The organism is Bacillus sp. JKS001846 (assembly GCF_900176455.1).
GTDB lineage: Bacteria > Bacillota > Bacilli > Bacillales > Bacillaceae_G > Bacillus_A > Bacillus_A cereus.
Genome location: NZ_FWYG01000001.1, coordinates 5,267,404 through 5,287,085 on the forward strand (window position 1 = coordinate 5,267,404; position 19,682 = coordinate 5,287,085).

Below are 19,682 nucleotides of genomic sequence, written 5' to 3' on the forward strand. Positions count from 1 at the left end.
CCCCCCTTTTCCCTTTGGAAACCCATTTCATGTAAGCGTTTTTAAAATCATTCATAATAAAAATGATTATTGAAAAGAGCGAAATACATAGCACTTATTAATCACTACCTGTTATTAAAAGATCATCCCTCACTGTTATTAATAACTTTTTATCAGCAATGGCTTGTCCTTCTACTACTTCTAATGATTCGATATACCCACTGATTCCTACCTTAATTTCTACTTTCTGTTTATCTATTGTTTCAATTAACGCTAATTTCTCCCACTCGTATACGTATGAACTTTCCGCAACAAATAGCTTCTCTACTTTTCCATAACAAGGACTATACACACCTTCTATAACTGTCTTCACTTTATAAATTCCTCCCTCTTATTAATTGACACCAAAACGTTGTATATCCTGTAAAAATTCATATTCTCCCCTCTAGAGATTTCGAATATTATTTATGCAAAATACGTACCAAGTCTCTGATTCATATATTAAATGAGAGTTTCACACAAAAAAGTGTGCACAACCGCAAAATTTTTCTATCATTTGAAAAGTTTTAAGAGAAAAATAGCAAAAAAATTTTGCGATTTTATAAGAATTTTAATAAAATTATAAAAAGTCAGTCTTCATAGGGTGAAATGAGGAGAAGATAATCTATGCGTACAGAAGAAATTAATTTAAAACAGATCGTTGAAATGAATATGCTATATGAAACTTTACTCAATGAGCTCGATATCGGGATTCATATTATTAATGAGGAAAGTAAAACGATTATCTACAACCGCAAAATGATGGAAATTGAATCAATGGAACGCTCAGATGTATTATATAAAAGTCCTTTAGAAGTATTTGCATTTGAAGAAAATAAAAATAGTACTCTTATAGAGGCATTAAAATTAGGAAAAACAAACAAAAATATAAAACAAACGTATTTTAACAATAAAGGACAAGAAATTACAACGATTAACGATACTTTCCCTATAATAGAAAATGGAAAAATTAAAGGCGCTATTGAAATATCAAAAGAAATTAGTCACTTAAAGCAAACGATAAAAATGGGTCCTTCTCGAAAACAAAGCACCAAATTTACCTTTGATCACATAATTGGTGATTCTAAAGCCATTCAATCAATCATTACAGAAGGAAAAAGAGTAATTCGTACATCTTCCTCCATACTTCTAGTAGGAGAAACAGGCACTGGTAAAGAACTATTTGCACAAAGCATCCATAATGAAAGTCAGCGTTCAACAAAACCCTTTATTTCACAAAACTGTGCCGCTATACCTGATACCTTAATGGAAAGCCTACTATTTGGCACAAATCGAGGTGCCTTTACAGGAGCAATAGATAAATCAGGCTTATTCGAAGAAGCGAACGGAGGAACTTTGTTATTAGATGAGATTAATTCATTAAGTCCAGCACTTCAAGCGAAGTTACTGCGAGCTATACAAGAAAAAACAATAAGAAGAATCGGAGGCACACAAGAAAAAGAAATTGACGTTCGTATTATAGCAACTATTAATGAAGATCCTCTTGAAGCTATTACACACAATCGATTACGAGAAGACTTATATTATCGATTAAGCGTCGTTACTTTATGTCTTCCGCCTTTACGTGAACGAAAAGAAGATATTCCGGCTCTTGTTCAGCACTTTATCGAAAAATACAATATTCAATTCGGACTTAGTGTAACAGATGTAGATGTGCATGTAAGAGAGTTTTTATATGCATATGATTGGCCTGGAAACGTAAGAGAATTGGAACATATCATTGAAGGTTCAATGAATTTAGTTGAAGATGAAAACATCATTACAGCGTTTCATCTTCCCACTCGCTTTCGCGAACGAATAAAAAAAGAATTCAATATGCAACCTTTCTTAACTAATAACGATACTGATACGCCTAAAACGTTAAAGCACACAATAGAAGAAATGGAAAAAAACTACATCAATCAAATTCTAAAAGAGTATCACGGGAATATCTCACAAGCTGCAAAATTTTTAGGATTAAGTAGACAAAACTTACAATATCGAATTAAAAAACTGCATTTACACATATGAAATGAAACTTGGATGAGTGGATTGCTAGCCCTAATCAATTCGACTTTTATTGCTTGTTAATGCAGCATAAATCTGCTTTAACATACAAATAAACACTTGGTAAAATATGCTACAATAAACATATAACATACTAGAAAGGAGCGATATATATGAGTAATGATAACAAATTAAAGTTATTACAATACTTAGCCTTCTTCCCTACCATTGTATGTATGATGTTACTAATTGATATAAACGCCTATCCTTATGCAAAGCTATTAGCAACAATTAGTGGCTCCTTTGCAGCTATTATGCTTGCTGCTTTTTGGAATTTGAAGCTACGTATAAAAAACGAGAAATCTTCGTAATACAAAAAAAATCGAGCTACTTAGCCCGATTTTTTTATTTGCCATTAAAACTCAACATTCTCTAAATACAACCCACTTGCCTCAGCAAGACAATTAATTTGATTGCGCTGCTTTTCCTCTAAAATGTTTGGAATTGCTTCAGCGTCTAATTGTCCTAATCCAACTTCAATTAATGCCCCGACAATTTTTCTTACCATATTATGAAGGAAGCCGTTACCACTTACTCTAATTTGTACAAACCCTGCCTCTTCCATCACATCAAGTGTATATACTTCTCGAACCATAGATTTTTTCTTTGATTTCGCATTTGAAAAAGCAGTAAAGTCATGTGAACCAATTAAATGTTTCGCAGCTGCTTTCATGCTTTTCACATTTAATTTTTTATTCACATGCATGCTGTATTTACGCATAAATGGATTTGTATGCTCTTCATTCCAAATTTTATACAGATATGTTTTTGCTTTAGAATTGTAACGAGCATGGAAACGATCATGTACTTCTTCCACATTCGTAATGCTAATATCATTAGGTAAATATTGATTTAAATATTTTTTCACTTTATGTTCCACTAACTTCTCATCACTTTGAAAGTTAGCAACTTGATTCAAAGCATGTACACCAGCGTCTGTTCTACTACAACCAATAATTTCAATTTCTTTTCCGACCATTTCAGATATGACACTTTCGATTTTTCCTTGAATTGTATTATCGTTATTACCGAGACGTTGCCACCCTTTAAAACGTGCACCATCGTACTGAATCTTTAATTTATAATTATGCATAATATTCTCCTTCATAGAAAATATTCCCTCATACCATGAGGGAATATTAATAAACTTTACTTTCTAACAAGCTTCACTACATTTTCTACGTGAGCTGTATGCGGGAACATATCAACTGGTTGCACATACTCCACTTCATAGCTCTTCATTAATGCTTGTACATCACGTGCTAATGAAGAAGGATTACAAGACACGTACACAACTTGTTTCGGCTTCACTTTTAAAATTGTTTCCAGTAATTTATCATCGCAACCTGTACGTGGTGGGTCGACAACAATTACATCTGGACGCCATCCTTCTTTTACCCATTTCGGTAACCATTGTTCAGCTTTACCTGCTTCATATTTCGTATTTGTAAATCCGTGACGCTTCGCATTTTTTCTTGCATCTGCAATCGCTTCTGGAATTACATCCATACCACGTACTTCCGCTGCATCATTTGCAAGCCAAAGACCGATTGTACCAACGCCACAATACGCATCTACAATTTTCTCATCGCCTGTTAACGCAGCGGCTTTTTTCGCTTCATTATACAAAACAACGGTTTGCTCTGGATTCAACTGGAAGAACGCACGTGCTGATAATTCAAATGATAAATCACCAAGTGTTTCTTGAATTACTTCTTTTCCAGCTAATTTAAATGTTTTGTCGCCAAAAATAACAGATGTTTTACGCCAGTTTACATTTTGCATAATTGATTTAACCGCTGGCATCTGTTTTTGTACTTCTGCAATAAATTGTTCTTTATTTGGTAATTCTTCTTTTGTTGTAATAAGTGTAACTTGTACTTCCCCTGTTTGAACTGCAGTACGTGTTACAATTGTGCGTACTAAACCTTTTTGTTTTTTCTCATTGTAAATAGAAACATTTAATTTTTCTAAAATACGTCTTACAACTTTTGTCGCTTCATTCGTTGCTTTATGTTGAATCATACAGTGAGCGATATCAATTAACTGATGTGAGTTTTGTTTATATAGCCCTGTAATAACCTTTTCGTCTTTACGCCCCACTTGTAATTGACTCTTATTACGATAATGCCATGGATTTTCCATGCCAAGCGTTGGACGAATTTTCTCTTCCATACTGTTTTTCATGTACTTCTCAAATGCTTGTACAACGATATCACGCTTTTGATTCAATTGTTCTTTATAATCTAAATGTTGCAGCTGACAACCGCCACACTCCTCATATACTGGACACGGTGCTTTCACACGATGCGGTGAAGCTTTACGAACTTTTTTCACTTTCGCTTCAGCGAAGCCACGCTGAATTTTCGTTGTTTCTGCAACAACTTCTTCTCCTGGTAATGCCCCTGGAATGAAAACAACTTGTCTCTTAAAATAACCAACGCCTTCTCCGTTAATCCCAAGACGTTTAATTGTCACAGGAAACGTTTGACCAACTTCCAACTTACTCTCATGTTGCTTTTGTATCATTATTACACCTCTACTCTATACTTTTCCATAAATATAACGCTGCATAACTGCAGTATGGTTCACACTCTTGTTTCAATTTTTCTAAAAATGCATCATCAGGTTTATCATCTAATTGAAATATACCTTGCACTGCACGCTGAATCCCAATGTCCGCTTTCGGGAACATATTTTTCCGTCCAAGCCCAAACATTAAAAAGTTTTGCACTGTCCATGCACCAATTCCCCTAATTGGCAACAATTGTGCTGAAATGTCTTCTTCCGTCCCATTTTCTATACTCGCTAAATTTAATGTACCACTGACAATACTTCGACCTAATCCTACTATATATTCAGCCTTTCGCTGACTAAACTTCTGCTCTCTCAATTCTTCTATTGAAATATTTGCTACTATTTCCGGAGTGGGGAAAAAGAATACACCGTTCTTCTCTGTTCCATACCGTTTCACAAATTGTTCTGTTAACACAGTAGCAAATTTCAAATTTATTTGTTGGTGAATGATACAGCGAAGCAGACAAGCAAAATAATCAAATTCTAAAATAATTGGAGTATGAGCATATGTTTCAAATAGTGGACGTAATGATGTGTTTAAAAAATGATTTTGTATATCTTGAAACGGTTCATTCCAATGAAAAATGGCTCTCATTCGTTTCATGACTTTCTCTGGATCTCCTGTCTGACTAGAAATCCAAAACTGTGGATTTTGAACAGTACCAATCCCTTGTAAGCGAACAACAACCTGTTCCTCGTCGATACAAAGCGGGATATAAATAACTTTCTCATCTAATTGAATGACGTTAAGAGGATCAAAAGATAAACGTTTTAATACTTCTTCAAAATGATACGGATACTCTAACGTAACATGCTCGCTCCACATACGTTTCCCCATCCTTTTTACACATCATTATAGCATGAGAAAACCGTAAGCATACATGCTTACGGTTGATTGCCTTTTACTAAGTCATCTAGACTTTTAAAATGATACCCTTTCTCGCGCAAATCATCAATGATTTTTGCAAGTGCTTCTGCATTATCTTTTGATATTGCATGAAGTAATAAAATAGATCCTGGATGAATCATCGTCATAACATTATTATGCGCATATTGCCATCCTCTTTGCTGATCCACTTTCCAATCCAAAAATGCAAGTGACCAAAATACATTATAATAGCCCATTTCTTTCGTAAGAGCTAACGTTCTTTCACTAAATACACCGCGCGGAGGACGTACATATTTCACTTCTTTTTGCCCAGTTACTTTTTTAATTTCTTCCGTTACACTCGTTAATTCTTCACGAAGTTTCTCATCATTTACCGCTGTAAAATCAGGATGACTCCAAGAATGGTTTCCAATAATGTGTCCTTCATCCTTCATTCTTAACAATAAATCTTTTTGTGTTTTAATGTAATGCCCCGTTACAAAGAAAGTTGCTGGTACTTTTTTCTCTTTTAATACATCTAATATTTTCCCTGTGTATCCATTCTCATATCCATTATCAAATGTTAAATAAATATCTTTTTTCTTCGTATCTCCTAAATAAAACCCGCCATTTTTTTGTAGTAAATCTGTATATAACTTTCCTGCATCTGGTACTGTTTCATTTTTAGGACGCGGGATTCCCCAGTTATGTGGAGTATTTGTATAAGCCAGTGCTGAAACTGGAACAAGTGCCATCATAATTGAAAAAATGAGACCGATATATAACCATTTATATTTCATAAATAGTCTCCTTTCCATATATAATCGTACTTGTAGTTTCTGTTGCAACGCATTCTTTCATGCTGAACATGTTTTTCTATATATACCAAAAAAATGCATCTCGAATCATTCGAGATGCATTTTTTATTTACTTAAATACTGGCTCTTTAAAGCTAGCTAATTTTTCAAGTGATGTTTTATCAACATCTGCATGTAAGCTATTACCATGAGAGTCCATCGTTACAACTGCTTTAAACCCGTCGATACGTAAATGCCACATTGCTTCTGGAATACCAAATTGTAAGAAATCAACATCTTTCACTTCTTTAATACATTCAGCATAATATTGCGCTGCACCACCGATTGCGTTTAAATATACACCGCCATGTTCTTCTAAAGCCGCTAATGTTTTCGCACCCATACCGCCTTTTCCAATGACAGCGCGAATACCGAATTTCTTCATAATATCGCCTTGGTACGGTTCTTCACGAATACTTGTCGTTGGACCTGCCGCTTTAATTTGCCAATTGTCATTGTCATCTTTCACAACAACTGGACCACAGTGGTAAATAATTTGTCCATTTAAATCTACTGGACAATCATTATCCATTAAATGCTTATGGATTGCGTCACGACCTGTATACATCATGCCATTAATTGTTACAACATCACCAACGCGAAGTTCACGAATTTGCTCTTCTGTAATTGGTGCTTCTAATACAATCTCACGTTGCTCTGTTTTTTCTTGTACTTCATGCTGAAGTGTATCTTCCCCTTCTTGATATAGCCAATCCATAATGTCTCCTGTTTCAGGATGGATTTTCACACCAAGGCGACGATATGCCCAGCAATTATACGCAACAGATACATAGAAACTAGCTGGCAAACGATTATAGACGCCAATTTTACAACCAAGTAAAGTTGTTTCTCCGCCAAATCCCATCGTACCAATGCCAAGCTTGTTCGCATTTTCTAATACGTACTCTTCAAGATGTTGTAACTCTGGTACTGGATTGACATCATCTAATGTACGGAATAATTGATTTTTTGCTAATTCATAACCTGATGTGCGGTCTCCCCCGATACCAACACCAATTACACCAGCGCTACATCCTTGCCCTTGTGCTTGATATACTGCATGAAGAAGGCATTTACGAATCCCTTCTAAATCACGGCCAGCTCGTCCAAGTCCTTCTAGTTCACACGGTAAGCTATATTGAATATTTTTATTCTCACAGCCACCACCTTTTAGGATTAAACGTGCATCAATATAATCTTTTTCCCATTGTTCAAACTTAATCACCGGCGTACCTGGTCCTAAATTATTTCCACTATTATCTCCAAAAAGAGAATCAACAGAATTGGGACGAAGTTTACCATCTTTTGTCGCCCGCTCAAGCGCATTATAGATAGCTTCCTTCAACTTTAATTGATTCACACCAACTGGTGTATAAATTTTAAACGTTGGCATCCCTGTATCTTGGCAAATCGGCGAGATGTTATCATCAGCCATTTTAATATTATTTGTAATTGTGCCAAGTGCCATCGCAGAACGAGTCCCTGCATTTTCTCGCTCTTTCGCTTGTTGAATCGCACGACGAACATCTTTCGGTAAGTTCGTTGACGTTTCAACAATTAGTTGATACATGCTTTCTTGAAGCTTTTCCATTGTTACTTCCCCCTCAATTGTGAACGCTACCAAAACGTTATGAGCTGAAAATTCAATTGTTATGCTCTTTAGCTACTTATTTCACGCTATTAGAGCATAAATGAAATTTTTCACAACTTGATTATACCTCTTTTTCTATCGTCCTTCTATTACCCGAACAGAAAAAGGCTACCAAATTGGAATTGGTAGCCTTTTTAATATATTATTCGTCTTTTTTAAATTGCTCACATTTTAATTCTAATTCATCTAACATTGCAAGAAGACGATCTACATCTTCTAATTCTACTTCTTCGGGTTCAATTGTATCAATTACTTCAATGAACATATTTAAACGTTCTTTTAAATATACTAATTGTGTATCTTTATCTTGAATTGCTTTTCCCATGAAGGCACTCTCCTTTTAATTCGAGTTGCTTTTATTATACCGCAAAAACGATTGCTATGGGCATGAAATTTCATCAATTTTGTCACAGTCATCCACTATAATGTAAGCCCTCTCTCTTTTCATGCTAAAAAGTTTCACTTTATAAAAAGCACATATTCTTCTATTATAGAGAATGGACAAATTGTTATTTCAATAGTCAAAGGAGTATTTCATATGACGATATCACAAAAAATGAAGCCGATTACTCCTTCTTACGATCCATGGGAAGCGTATATGGACCTTGAAGAGTACGGCAAACTACTATTAACAAATGTTGAATTTACAACGACGACGTTATGCAATATGCGCTGTGAGCATTGCGCTGTTGGTTACACGTTACAGCCGAAAGACCCAAATCCGCTTCCGATGGATCTTTTATTAAAACGATTAGATGAGATTCCTCATTTACGTTCTTTAAGTATTACTGGCGGAGAACCTATGCTTTCAAAAAAATCCGTCGACAACTATGTAACACCACTCTTAAAATATGCCCATGAACGAGGCGTTCGCACTCAAATCAACTCTAACTTAACTATAGATTTAGCACGTTACGAACAGATTATTCCTTATTTAGACGTATTGCATATCTCTCATAACTGGGGAACAATTGATGACTTCGTTGAAGGCGGATTTGCAATGATGGAGCGTAAGCCTACTTACGAACAACGTGCAAAATTATTCGAAAGAATGATTACAAATAGTAAGGCTTTATCAGATGCAGGTGTACTCGTATCAGCCGAAACGATGCTAAATAAACGAACTCTACCACATATTGAACATATTCATCGTCAAATCGTTGATGAAATGGGATGTAAACGTCATGAGGTTCACCCAATGTATCCAAGTGACTTCGCGAGTAATCTAGAGATTTTAACAAAAGCTGAAATTCGTGATGCAATTGAGCATTTACTAGAAATTCGCGATGAAAATGTATGGATGTTATTTGGAACTTTACCTTTCTATGCTTGTAGCGATGATGAGCGAGACATTGCCACATTTAAAAAATTACAAGAGAGCAAAAATGTAACTGTTCGTAACGATCCAGATGGCCGTTCACGCTTAAATGTAAATATTTTTGATGGAAATATTATTGTAACGGACTTTGGTGATGTTCCACTTCTAGGTAACATTCAAACAAATACGTTACAAGAAGCGTATGAAAAATGGAGCGCTTCAAAAACAGCAAAATCATTAAGCTGTCACTGTCCAGCAGTAAAATGTCTTGGACCAAATGTTCTTGTAAAAAACAGCTACTATCCAACCGAAGATTTCTTATCAAAAACAGCAAATATTACATTATAAAAAAACGTCAGCTTATAAGCTGACGTTTTTTTATATTATTGCGAATGAGAAGAAGAAATGAATTTAAAATACAAATGATCATGAATTGGGATAGCAGCGCCGATTCCTTGAGAAGTAATATTTTTTACAACAAGCCTTTTTTGATTTCCTTTTAATACAAGGTATACTTCTCCAAATGTTACTTTTCCTTTTTCATTTACTGCTGGTGTATAAGCATATAAATATCCAAGTTGACTCGGACTAATATTATACACACGCTCATGCCCTGTACCATAACCAATGGTCGTTTTAAACGAAAGGGGTAATTGTACTTTTTCAAGTGCTTTGAGAAGCATCATTTTCTTCACATCTGCAGCATCTTTCATATCTGCTGTTAAATCGCCTTCAACCGTCTTTTGTGTTTCTTGCTTATAGCGTAGTGGATATAGGCGATCTCCTCCACGATTATCGTAAACATTGCGATTTACTTGTTTATATTCCCAATTAACCGATGTATCAATCGATTCATAATGTAAAGCCCATTGCCCTAAATAAATCTTTGCTCGGTACCCTACCGCAAGCGGCGCATTCGAAATTGTCGTTTCATTAAACATTCGAATTAAGTCCGGATTTTCAATTTTAATATTTGCTGTTTTTAATAATTCTTGAGCAAACTTACTCGGCTGTAAACGCGGTAAATCTTGCGCATCATTTGGAAATGTATTGTCTTTAGAAATATTTAAAACAGATGAAGGCATTTTTGTTCCTACTGTTGTCTTTGCAAAACTCATGTTAGGAAATAATAAAATAAACGAGACCATAGTTGAAAGACATATGCTGTATACTCGTTTCACCTGTCTGGCTCCTTCCTATGTAGGTATATATACTACTTCGTTTATTGTTTTCTCTGAGCGCAATTGTTATGCCTATTTTTCATAATAAATAAAAACCAATTCCCATAATGACATACGCCGCTAGTAAAGTGCCACCTTCAAACCAGTTTGTATCTCCATCATTTGAAATCGCAATCGTTAAGAAAACAGCTGTAATCATAGACACAAGTTCTGGTATGGTAAATACTAAAGGCATCCTTTGCGCGAAGAACATAGATAGCAATACTAATACAGGAGCAACAAACATGGCGATTTGTAATGTAGAGCCTATTGCAATTTCGACTGCAATATTTACTTTATTTTTATAAGCCATAATAATTGCAGACGCATGTTCCGCTGCATTCCCAACAATTGCAACGATAATAACCCCTATAAATAACTCTGACCAGCCAAATGACTTTGCAACAGTTTCAAAAGTATGTACGAGTGCCTCTGACACATAAGCTACTGCCAGTGTTGCTATCGCTAAAATAAGGAGCGCCTTCCCTTTCGACCACTCTGGCTCTTCTTCATGCGCTACTTCGTCACTTTTATGTTGATATACACCACGGTGCGTAACTAACTTAAATAGTAATGCAGCAAGGTACATGATAATCATAATAATAGAAACACCTATACTTAATTGATACGTCTTGCCAGCGTCCATCTTCATTGAAAAAATCTCTGGAATAACAAAGGCCACAACAACAGCAAATATTAATAAAGCTGAATTATGCCTTGCATCATATACATTAAAACTTTGTCTTTTGTATTTAAGACCTCCAACAAAGAAAGATAACCCTCCTACCAATAATAAATTTCCAAGTACAGAACCGGTTAAAGAAGCTAACACCACTTCAATTAACCCTGCTTGAAGTGCAAAAATTGAAATGATAAGTTCAACAGCATTACCGAAAGTAGCATTTAATAATCCGCCTATTCTAGGACCAGAAACAATTGCTAAACTCTCTGTTGCTCTCCCCATAAAACCAGCTAATGCGATAATCGTGATACAATACACAGCGAACATAATTGTTTCTGGCCAATGAAGTGTTTTGCCAAGTACAGATAGTGGTACACCTATAAGTGCTACTATAAGAAATATTTTATTAAACATGCTTTTCATCCTTCCATCGTATGTATTTCTCCTCAATATTATTATTATTCTTCTCCTAACTTGTCCGATTTCATCACGATTACGTTTAAAAAATCGACTTGAAGAAAACAGTATGAAAGATATTTAAATTATCTTGTTTAAACAGAGAAAATATAAATTAGGAAAAGAGGTAAAGAATATGCACTTAAAAGAGAAAATTGCAACTATTATTCAAGGACAACGTACTGGTGTATTATCTACAGTACGTAACGAGAAACCTCATAGCGCCTTTATGATGTTTTTCCATGAAGATTTTGTACTATATGTTGCAACAGATCGAAAATCAAAAAAGATAACAGATATCGAAAAAAATCCAAATGTACATGTACTACTTGGACGTGAAGGAAAAAAATTAGATGAAGATTATATTGAAGTTGAAGGGTTAGCTTCAATCGAGGAAGACTCAACATTAAAAAATAAGTTTTGGAATAATAGCTTAAAACGTTGGTTACTCGGTCCTGAAGACCCTAATTACGTATTGATAAAAATCAATCCCGACACAATTTATTACATTGATGGTGCCGGTACGACGGAGCCTGAGTTTTTACGACTATAAAATAAAACAAGCCCCCCCTTAGGTGGGCTTGTTTTGTCGAAAAATTCTTTTTGAAAAAACAATAAAATAGGTGGAACTTTCTAAAGATTCTGTTATATAATAGCAGTAACTTAAATAAACTGTATTAAAACAGATTGAGAGGAGAAATAAAATTGATGAAGAGAGAAGAACGCAAAAACATGATTGAGTTTATTGAAAAGAAAAAAGGGATTGAGCGTGACGAATTACTGTTTATGACAGACGATGAGGTAGAACATATTTATAATGTAACGTACTTTTTATATGAGGAAATTGCAGAGTAGTATAATAATCCCCACCTTATTAAAAATATAAGGTGGGGATTATTTCGTTATTTAGCCCACTATTTGCAGGCAGTAAAACTCCCACCTTAAAATTCAGGTGGAGCAAGAAGTTAAGTTGAAGTCGCACTTCCTATAAAGCTCAATTGCTTCAACTTTATACATGAGAATCATTTTCATGTATAATACTGTAAGATTGGAGGAATTTTACTATGAGTTCGTGGCTCTTATTTGCACTATTATCAGCAATTGCTGCTGCCCTTGTATCTATTTTTGGAAAGTTTGGTTTAGACGGAATCGATGCAAACGTTGCAACAACAATTCGATCTATTATTATGGCATTATTTATGATAGGCGTTATTATCATACAAGGTAAATTTCAAAATATCGGCGACGTACTGCTAAATAAAAAAGCACTGCTATTTATCACATTAAGTGGGGTTGCAGGTGCTTCGTCATGGCTATTTTATTTTCTTGCCCTCAAAACAGGAAAGGTTTCACAAGTAGCTCCTGTCGATAAATTAAGCGTCGTATTTTCTATCATTCTCGCTATGATTATCCTCGGTGAAAAGTTAAACTTTATGACCGGTGTTGGTGTAGTCTTTATTACAGCTGGTGTATTATTTATTGCTTTCAGCTAAAAAAAACCGCTATTAGCGGTTTTTCTTTTTCTTTATGTACAACCATACAACACATGTAACAACTGCTGAAATTAATAAAATCCATATTCCATAATGATGTAAACTATACTCAACGAAGCGCCACTTCTCGCCTAACTTCCAGCCAAGCCCAATAAAAACACTTATCCAAATAAGCGCACCACCATAAGCGTACAAACAAAAACGCCAAAATGTCAAATTTGATACTCCAGCAAAATATGCCGTTAAATGACGTACTCCCGGTATAAAATAACCAATCATTAAAAGAAATGGCCCATATTTTTCAAATAAAATATGTGTTTTTTCAATGTGATGTTCTTTAATTCTAATTTTCGGCCCATATTTCTTTAAAACAGGGAGCCCAAGTTTTAAACCTAATATGTAGCTTAACGTGATCCCTAACATCGCACCAGCCATCCCACTTAAAAAAGCAGCAGTTCCTGACATAACTCCTTTTGAAACATTATAACCAACAAAGGTCAATAAAAACTCGTCTGGTATCGGTAATCCGACAATCCCACCAGCCAAAGCTATAACAATTCCAAAATAGCCATAATGCGCGATTAACTCGCCAATATGTTGTTCCATTCGGAAGACACATCCTATGCACGATCGTTATTCCACATTGTACCCTTTCTATCTTTAAGGCAAACATGGTATACATATTCACTATACATTGTTTTTATAATGAACTCTACTTCTATTCTTTCCTTTAACAGAGATAAAGTGAAACTTTAATCAGTGGGAGTTTTGTTTATCCTCTACTAATTATTAACCTATGCCAATCTTGCTTCTATAGACATCCCGACTCCCACATAACTTACTTACATTCAACAATTTTGAGATTAGATTCTTACTGCCCGCAAATAACCCGATAAAAAATAAAAATTCATATGCGTGTTTTTTTGTTACAATAAAGGAAAGTTACTTTTCGCAACGGTTTAACTCTCAAGAAAAATGATATATCTAGCAAAAACATAGTTTGGTCTATATAATGCAACTTCTACCTATTAAAAGAACATACACCCTTTTACATACGACATCATTTTTCTAAATTATACAGGGGGGAACGAACATGACCATTGAAAATCAATTTATTCAAAAAGTTTACTATAAAACATTTTTAACAGAAGAAACTTCTACTCCTGCATCGGAAGTACTCGGTGAAGCATATATAAATGAATCTAAAAATGAATTCTCCAACATTTCTAATATTCGATTTGCTCAAGGTGAATTTTATTATCAAAATAAAGATTTTGAAGCAGCTATATTTAAATGGGAAAAAGTAAATAATGCTCTTGCACTTTGGGCGACAAAAAATATTGCAGATGCTTATTTTGAACTAGGATTCTTACCAAAGGCAGAAGAAATTTATCAATCTATTCAAACGGAAGATACAACTCTTACAATGGAGGTTTCCTTACAACTTCTTTCTCTTTATATCGAACAAGATCGTTTAGGACTCGCTTTTAAGACGATTAGTGAAGCTGTTGCATTCCAACCGGATTATCCAAATATTACTGCAATTGCACGTTCTTTCTATGAAAAACAAGAAGATTGGAACAACGCTATCGAACTAGCTGTTCAAGAAGGTATTCGAACACAATCTTTACACTGGTTTGATACGTTAATAAATTACATAAACAAAGGATTTACAAAAAATATTAAGCCTGAATATTTCTATGAGTCTTTAAAAGCTCTATATGCTGTTGATCAAGCTCAATTTAAAGAGCTTGTTATTGCTCTTTGGAATAGCTATCAACATGAATCCTTATACCTTCCTTGGATTCAAAGTATTAATCATTTATTCTTGCATATTGAAACAGACAATAATGACGATTGGAATGAAATTTCTACTCGCTATCAAGAAACATACTTTGCATTAATTACCGGAAATCATTTTATGCATGAATTAAACGGACTTGTACCAAATTTATTAACAAATTGGTTTAGTTTAACGAAAGCAAAAGATTCTCTAGTTGTCTCTGCAGCAGTGTTAGCATGGAATGAAGTCTCACCTACAACTTTAGAATCATTACTCGTAAAAAGTGCTGGATCCTTACTTTCTAATACATCAGCTGAAGCAGATGTAAATATGGAAACAGTTTCTCATTTATTCGAAACAATCGCTGTATGGGCTGAGAAAAATGATGTAGATTTAAGTCATCAATTTACGCTACTAGTCCATGAACTATGTGATTTAAATGTCACACCACTACTAATAGCTGGAACTAGTGACCATGATAAAACATCATTTGTTAATTCAATATTGGGAGAGAACATCTTAACTGAAACTTTAACAACTCCTATTCTATTTAAAGACGCTAGTCAAACTGAAATAACAGAATTTACCGAGTTAGATATACGAAATATCCCTAACCTTGATGAATTCCATCAAATAACGGCTACATCTGCTCAGTCAGAACTTGAGAAAAAATGTATAGAAATTAAGCTACCAAGTAGGTTTTTAAGAAAAAATAAGTTTACATTTCTTCTTACACCATCCATTCAAGAGCAATTGGATAAAAACAATGCATACTTTGAATACTTACAAGCAGCAGATAGTCTTGTTTACGTATTAAATTCTTCTTCACCATTGCATAGTAAAGAAATTGATACATTAATTTATTTACGTGAACAAGTACCAAACTTACAAATTCACTTCGTATTACACACAAATAATACGACTACTAATGAAAAACTAATTAGTAAACTTAAAGTACATTTTCCAGATGCACAATTCTTCCCATACTCTCCTTCGCAAGAGAGTAGCCAGCAACTTGGAGATGTAACAGAATCTATTCTCTCTAATCTTGCAAAACGCGATATAGAAAAAGAACGTATAGAAAAGCTAATATGGTTTACACAAAAGACAATTGCTTATCTCATAAATGAACGTGTGGAATTAGAAAATACATTAGTAAAATCCGTACGCTGGAATAAACACATCTCAGTGAAACTTACTGGATTTATTAATAACCTTACTGCTCTTGAAAAAGATAAAATTCGCTCTATTACCGAATCCTATCTTTTAACGAAAGAAGAAATTACACGAGATATACATTCTCAAATTCCTGAATTATTACAGAGTTGCTCTGATCTTGTTCAAGAAGATAGTGATTTCAAACTAGTTCATGAAGAATTAAATGCTGCAATGAATGAACGTGTTCAAAAGCATGTACAACAGGTACTTCTTCCTAAATTTACTGGGTCTATTCAAGAATGGATTGAAACAGCACATAATGAATTTATTCAAGCTCAAGCTTATTTAGATGAAATGAGTGAAACGTTTAATAAATTATATAAAGAAGAACGTATGAAACTTCCTTGCGATTTCAAATTATTAGATGATTGGAATCGAGATGTTGCACGAATGACAAATCGAATTACAGTAACGAACATCAATATTTTATTACGCTTTACACCGACACAGTTTTTCTTAAAAAGTGCCGGAAAATTATTTGGTAATATGCAAAAAAACCAATCTATGCTCGCCAACAAATATAAACAATATATTGAAACAGAAGACTATACAGAAATTGCTCACACAATTTCCAAACAATTCTTCCTTCAATTTGAAGTATTTGAAGGTGCATTAGAACGTGATATCATGATGTTCTTCAAAGATCCACTTAATATATTGAAACAAAATGTAGATGCAGCTCAACTTGAGATACAGGAAGACGAGCAAACATTAGCGACGCTAAGAAGCAATCCAGAAACATATCATGATCCTTTGGCGTTATTTAAACTACAATTACTACAACATAAATTTGTTTTAAGTACTACAAAGAAACATGAAGATATCTTTGTATCAAACGAATCTCCTACTGTTTAACAAAAAAACCAAGCAAACTAAAATTTGCTTGGTTTTTTTACTTTATTATTTTCATATGTTCAAACGGATAATAAATGCCTGCTAACTTTCCTAACACATCTTCTCTATCAATAAAACCTAAACCATTTCTACTATCTTTACTTATTAAGCGATTATCTCCCATAACAAAAATCTTATTTTTAGGAACTGTAATCGGTCCAAAGTCCTCTGTTAAATTCATAAGTTTTTTTTCTGCTTGTTTTTTATTACTATCCAAATACTCTTCATCTTTCATTTCAGAATTTACATATAATTGATCATTTCTCATCTCAATTATATCTCCAGGCAATCCAATCACTCTTTTGACATAAAAATTATCTGTTTTCACAACAATAATATCTTCTCTCCCATAGCTTTCAAATTGTTTTGCTAACTTATTAACAATCACCCTATCTCCATCTTGCAACGTTGGCCTCATAGATGCTCCTTTTACAGTCGTCGGAAAAAACACAAAAATTTTCGCCAAAAACACCAATAAACATGCAATTGCAATAGTTCCAAAGAATTCACGCCAACGTTTTTTCTTTTGCATCATTTCACCAACTCATCATCTTTTTACTTTTATTATAAATAATACGACCGGTGATTTTCTACAAAATTCTGAATTGTAAAATTATAATATTAGAAATTTTACAATAAAAATACTGATCAAATTAACAAGCAAAAAAGATACTCTCAAAATAGTCTATCCACTATTTTTGAGAGTATCTTTTTATAATCCCACATATACAATACACATTTGAGCAGCTACATATGTAAGCCAAATCCAAAGTGGCTCATACTTCAATTTACGCCCTCCGATATCTGTCACGCCAATAATGAAATCAGAAATTACAAACAGTAAGCCACCAAACGCTGGTATCCACCATATCCCTGTATTTTCATAATATAAGGCGAATGCAAAGCAAGCCATTCCTCCAACCCACAATCCGTAAATTAGAGCTCCTATCGTAAACAACTTATCCTGTTTATCATTTCGGATAAAGAAGAACCATCCTACAATTAGAAAGAGCCCATATACGAGTAAGCCAATCCAAAAACCATTCCATGAAATTCCTGTTTGCAAAAATGCTTTTACATAAAAACAATGAGCAAGAGCGAAAGTAACCATCCCTCCAATTAATCGATGACCAATTGGAATCAGCCCAGCCATAAACAAATCTCCCACAGTCGATAAAGTCATACCAAGTGCAACCCACGTACTATACTCTACAGATGGATCTTGTAACCATATGCAAATTGCACTACCTGTTAAAGAAAAACTAAGAATAAGACGAATTGCTAAAGGTAACGGCATATTATCTTTCGTTCTTTTTGTCTGCCCCATTGCATAAATTGCACCAATAAAAAAAAGAAATATTTGCCCAATTAACACCACGTAAAGTAGATTCATAATATTTTCTCCTCAATAAATGCTTTTTGTATCTTTTTTCGTTACACTTAGTCTATTATCCTTTTTCTATGAAAAAAGAAGAACAGTACTGTTCTTCCATTGTAATCGCTTTTCTGCTCTCTATGCTACTTGTTTTTCTTGCTCCATTTTTTGCTTAGCTGGTGTCCTATTTACCACAATGATTCCCGCGGCTACACATGCTAAACCGAGTAGCACAAATGAATGAATTGCTTCACCTAAAATCATGCTCGATAATAACACACCAAATACGGGTATAAAGAACATATACATAGATACTTTTCCAACCTTGTTATACTTCATAATTGTATTCCAAATGCAAAAACCAGCTGCAGATAAGAAAGATAAATAAATTAGCATAAGTAGTGCATGTAGACTAAATGTAAATGGCATGACTCCAACTTGTAAAGCCCCTATACATAATAATCCTATAGAACCAAAAATCATTTGGTATGCTGTCATATAGCCAACATCTAATGTTTTACTACCTTCTTTTGCTAATATGTTTCCATATGAATACAGCATTGCTGCACTAAGAAGTAATAAGCTTCCGATCCCAAAATGAAATGATAAGCTACCATCACTCGGCACATTTACTAAAATGACGCCACAAAAACCAATAGATACCCCAATTAATTTTCTCATATTGAGAGCATCATCTTTATATAAAAAATGGGCGAGTAAAATTTGAAAGAATGATGATGTTCCTGAAATGATAGCTCCTTCAATTCCTGAACTATAACTCATTCCAATGTAAAAACAGATATATTGAAGAAACGTTTGGAATAAACCAATTTGTATTAACTGTTTCCCTGTTCCTTTTTTGAAGCTCATATCTTTTCCTAACACTTTAAAGAATAATAAGAGCATGACTCCAGATAAAAAGAAACGATAACCGGCAAATAATATTTGCTCTCCAACTTCTTGTGGTTGAATTCCAAGTTCAACATAACTTAATTTAATAAAAGGAAATGCGCTTCCCCATAAAAAAGTTGCTACTATTGCAGCAATAAATACGCCAATCGGATGGGTAAAAATTTTCTCTGTCTTCACTTGTTGTCTTCCTTTCCGATCTTTTTATGAACAATATTCATATATACCAGAGGAGTTGCGAAAACACAAGTTTTCCGTTTATACTTGAAACAAAACCGTACCATCTCATAAAAACA

General features: G+C 34.2%; 20 protein-coding genes. 7 read left to right on the top strand and 13 right to left on the bottom strand.

Translation table 11 applies throughout. The features are described from left to right. Positions 1-97: 97 nt before the first annotated feature. On the bottom strand, positions 98-352 hold the full coding sequence (locus B9A45_RS28015; protein WP_000859483.1) for a biotin/lipoyl-containing protein: 255 nt from the start codon (positions 350-352) through the stop codon (positions 98-100). 293 nt (positions 353-645) lie between these two features. Here B9A45_RS28015 and B9A45_RS28020 point away from each other — a divergent pair, with 293 nt between their 5' ends. Together B9A45_RS28020 and B9A45_RS28025 are read left to right on the top strand one after the other, a co-directional pair. Continuing rightward, positions 646-2,049, top strand: a complete 1,404-nt coding sequence (locus B9A45_RS28020; RefSeq protein WP_001258455.1) for a sigma-54 interaction domain-containing protein — start codon at positions 646-648, stop codon at positions 2,047-2,049. 149 nt (positions 2,050-2,198) lie between these two features. Further along, the gene (locus B9A45_RS28025) at positions 2,199-2,396 is read left to right on the top strand and encodes a hypothetical protein (protein WP_000063913.1); all 198 of its coding nucleotides are present in this window, start codon (positions 2,199-2,201) and stop codon (positions 2,394-2,396) included. A 44-nt stretch (positions 2,397-2,440) separates the two neighbouring features. Here B9A45_RS28025 and truA read toward each other — a convergent pair whose 3' ends face one another. The 6 genes from truA to B9A45_RS28055 form a co-directional block, all read right to left on the bottom strand. Further along, positions 2,441-3,178, bottom strand: coding sequence for a tRNA pseudouridine(38-40) synthase TruA (gene truA, locus B9A45_RS28030; protein WP_084065542.1), 738 nt, complete (start codon positions 3,176-3,178; stop codon positions 2,441-2,443). 56 nt (positions 3,179-3,234) lie between these two features. After that, entirely contained in the window at positions 3,235-4,614 is a 1,380-nt protein-coding gene (gene rlmD, locus B9A45_RS28035; RefSeq protein ID WP_000615200.1) for a 23S rRNA (uracil(1939)-C(5))-methyltransferase RlmD, read from the bottom strand. A gap of 10 nt (positions 4,615-4,624) precedes the next feature. Then, complete coding sequence (locus tag B9A45_RS28040; protein ID WP_000269418.1) at positions 4,625-5,488, bottom strand: DNA-3-methyladenine glycosylase family protein; 864 nt, start codon at positions 5,486-5,488, stop codon at positions 4,625-4,627. Between the two features lie 59 nt (positions 5,489-5,547). Continuing rightward, positions 5,548-6,330, bottom strand: coding sequence for a delta-lactam-biosynthetic de-N-acetylase (pdaA, locus tag B9A45_RS28045; protein WP_000875956.1), 783 nt, complete (start codon positions 6,328-6,330; stop codon positions 5,548-5,550). A gap of 127 nt (positions 6,331-6,457) precedes the next feature. Beyond that, positions 6,458-7,978 (bottom strand): class I fumarate hydratase, encoded by a 1,521-nt coding sequence (gene fumA, locus B9A45_RS28050; RefSeq protein WP_000413520.1) that lies wholly within the window; start codon positions 7,976-7,978, stop codon positions 6,458-6,460. Between the two features lie 202 nt (positions 7,979-8,180). Continuing rightward, positions 8,181-8,363: an SE1561 family protein gene (locus B9A45_RS28055; RefSeq protein WP_000513558.1), complete on the bottom strand. Its 183-nt coding sequence runs from the start codon at positions 8,361-8,363 to the stop codon at positions 8,181-8,183. Positions 8,364-8,576: 213 nt separating this feature from the next. Here B9A45_RS28055 and yfkAB point away from each other — a divergent pair, with 213 nt between their 5' ends. Then, positions 8,577-9,704 carry a radical SAM/CxCxxxxC motif protein YfkAB gene (yfkAB, locus tag B9A45_RS28060; RefSeq protein WP_000156008.1) on the top strand — a complete coding sequence of 376 codons (1,128 nt, stop codon included), beginning with the start codon at positions 8,577-8,579 and terminating at the stop codon, positions 9,702-9,704. Positions 9,705-9,739: 35 nt separating this feature from the next. Here yfkAB and B9A45_RS28065 read toward each other — a convergent pair whose 3' ends face one another. Then, entirely contained in the window at positions 9,740-10,537 is a 798-nt protein-coding gene (locus tag B9A45_RS28065; RefSeq protein WP_016111330.1) for a YfkD famly protein, read from the bottom strand. Between the two features lie 79 nt (positions 10,538-10,616). Continuing rightward, positions 10,617-11,672 (bottom strand): calcium/proton exchanger, encoded by a 1,056-nt coding sequence (gene cax / locus B9A45_RS28070; RefSeq protein ID WP_000482133.1) that lies wholly within the window; start codon positions 11,670-11,672, stop codon positions 10,617-10,619. A 178-nt stretch (positions 11,673-11,850) separates the two neighbouring features. On the opposite strand from cax, the gene B9A45_RS28075 reads away from it, so the two are divergent. From B9A45_RS28075 to B9A45_RS28085, 3 genes are all read left to right on the top strand, one after another. Continuing rightward, positions 11,851-12,267: a pyridoxamine 5'-phosphate oxidase family protein gene (locus B9A45_RS28075; protein WP_000550211.1), complete on the top strand. Its 417-nt coding sequence runs from the start codon at positions 11,851-11,853 to the stop codon at positions 12,265-12,267. Positions 12,268-12,422: 155 nt separating this feature from the next. Further along, positions 12,423-12,569: a BH0509 family protein gene (locus tag B9A45_RS28080; RefSeq protein ID WP_000817786.1), complete on the top strand. Its 147-nt coding sequence runs from the start codon at positions 12,423-12,425 to the stop codon at positions 12,567-12,569. Between the two features lie 209 nt (positions 12,570-12,778). Then, positions 12,779-13,207: an EamA family transporter gene (locus B9A45_RS28085; RefSeq protein ID WP_000100296.1), complete on the top strand. Its 429-nt coding sequence runs from the start codon at positions 12,779-12,781 to the stop codon at positions 13,205-13,207. 12 nt (positions 13,208-13,219) lie between these two features. Here the strand turns inward: B9A45_RS28085 and B9A45_RS28090 are convergent, their stop codons facing one another. After that, positions 13,220-13,813 carry a DedA family protein gene (locus B9A45_RS28090; RefSeq protein ID WP_000434873.1) on the bottom strand — a complete coding sequence of 198 codons (594 nt, stop codon included), beginning with the start codon at positions 13,811-13,813 and terminating at the stop codon, positions 13,220-13,222. A gap of 487 nt (positions 13,814-14,300) precedes the next feature. On the opposite strand from B9A45_RS28090, the gene B9A45_RS28095 reads away from it, so the two are divergent. Beyond that, positions 14,301-17,063 carry a tetratricopeptide repeat protein gene (locus tag B9A45_RS28095; RefSeq protein WP_000151409.1) on the top strand — a complete coding sequence of 921 codons (2,763 nt, stop codon included), beginning with the start codon at positions 14,301-14,303 and terminating at the stop codon, positions 17,061-17,063. A 37-nt stretch (positions 17,064-17,100) separates the two neighbouring features. On the opposite strand, the gene lepB is transcribed toward B9A45_RS28095, so the two are convergent. The 3 genes from lepB to B9A45_RS28110 all read right to left on the bottom strand — a co-directional run bounded on the left by lepB (position 17,101) and on the right by B9A45_RS28110 (position 19,566). Continuing rightward, complete coding sequence (gene lepB / locus B9A45_RS28100) at positions 17,101-17,637, bottom strand: signal peptidase I (RefSeq protein ID WP_000983311.1); 537 nt, start codon at positions 17,635-17,637, stop codon at positions 17,101-17,103. Positions 17,638-17,814: 177 nt separating this feature from the next. Next, the gene (locus B9A45_RS28105) at positions 17,815-18,495 is read right to left on the bottom strand and encodes a lysoplasmalogenase (protein WP_001051071.1); all 681 of its coding nucleotides are present in this window, start codon (positions 18,493-18,495) and stop codon (positions 17,815-17,817) included. A gap of 120 nt (positions 18,496-18,615) precedes the next feature. Then, entirely contained in the window at positions 18,616-19,566 is a 951-nt protein-coding gene (locus B9A45_RS28110; protein ID WP_000845730.1) for a DMT family transporter, read from the bottom strand. Positions 19,567-19,682: the final 116 nt, after the last annotated feature.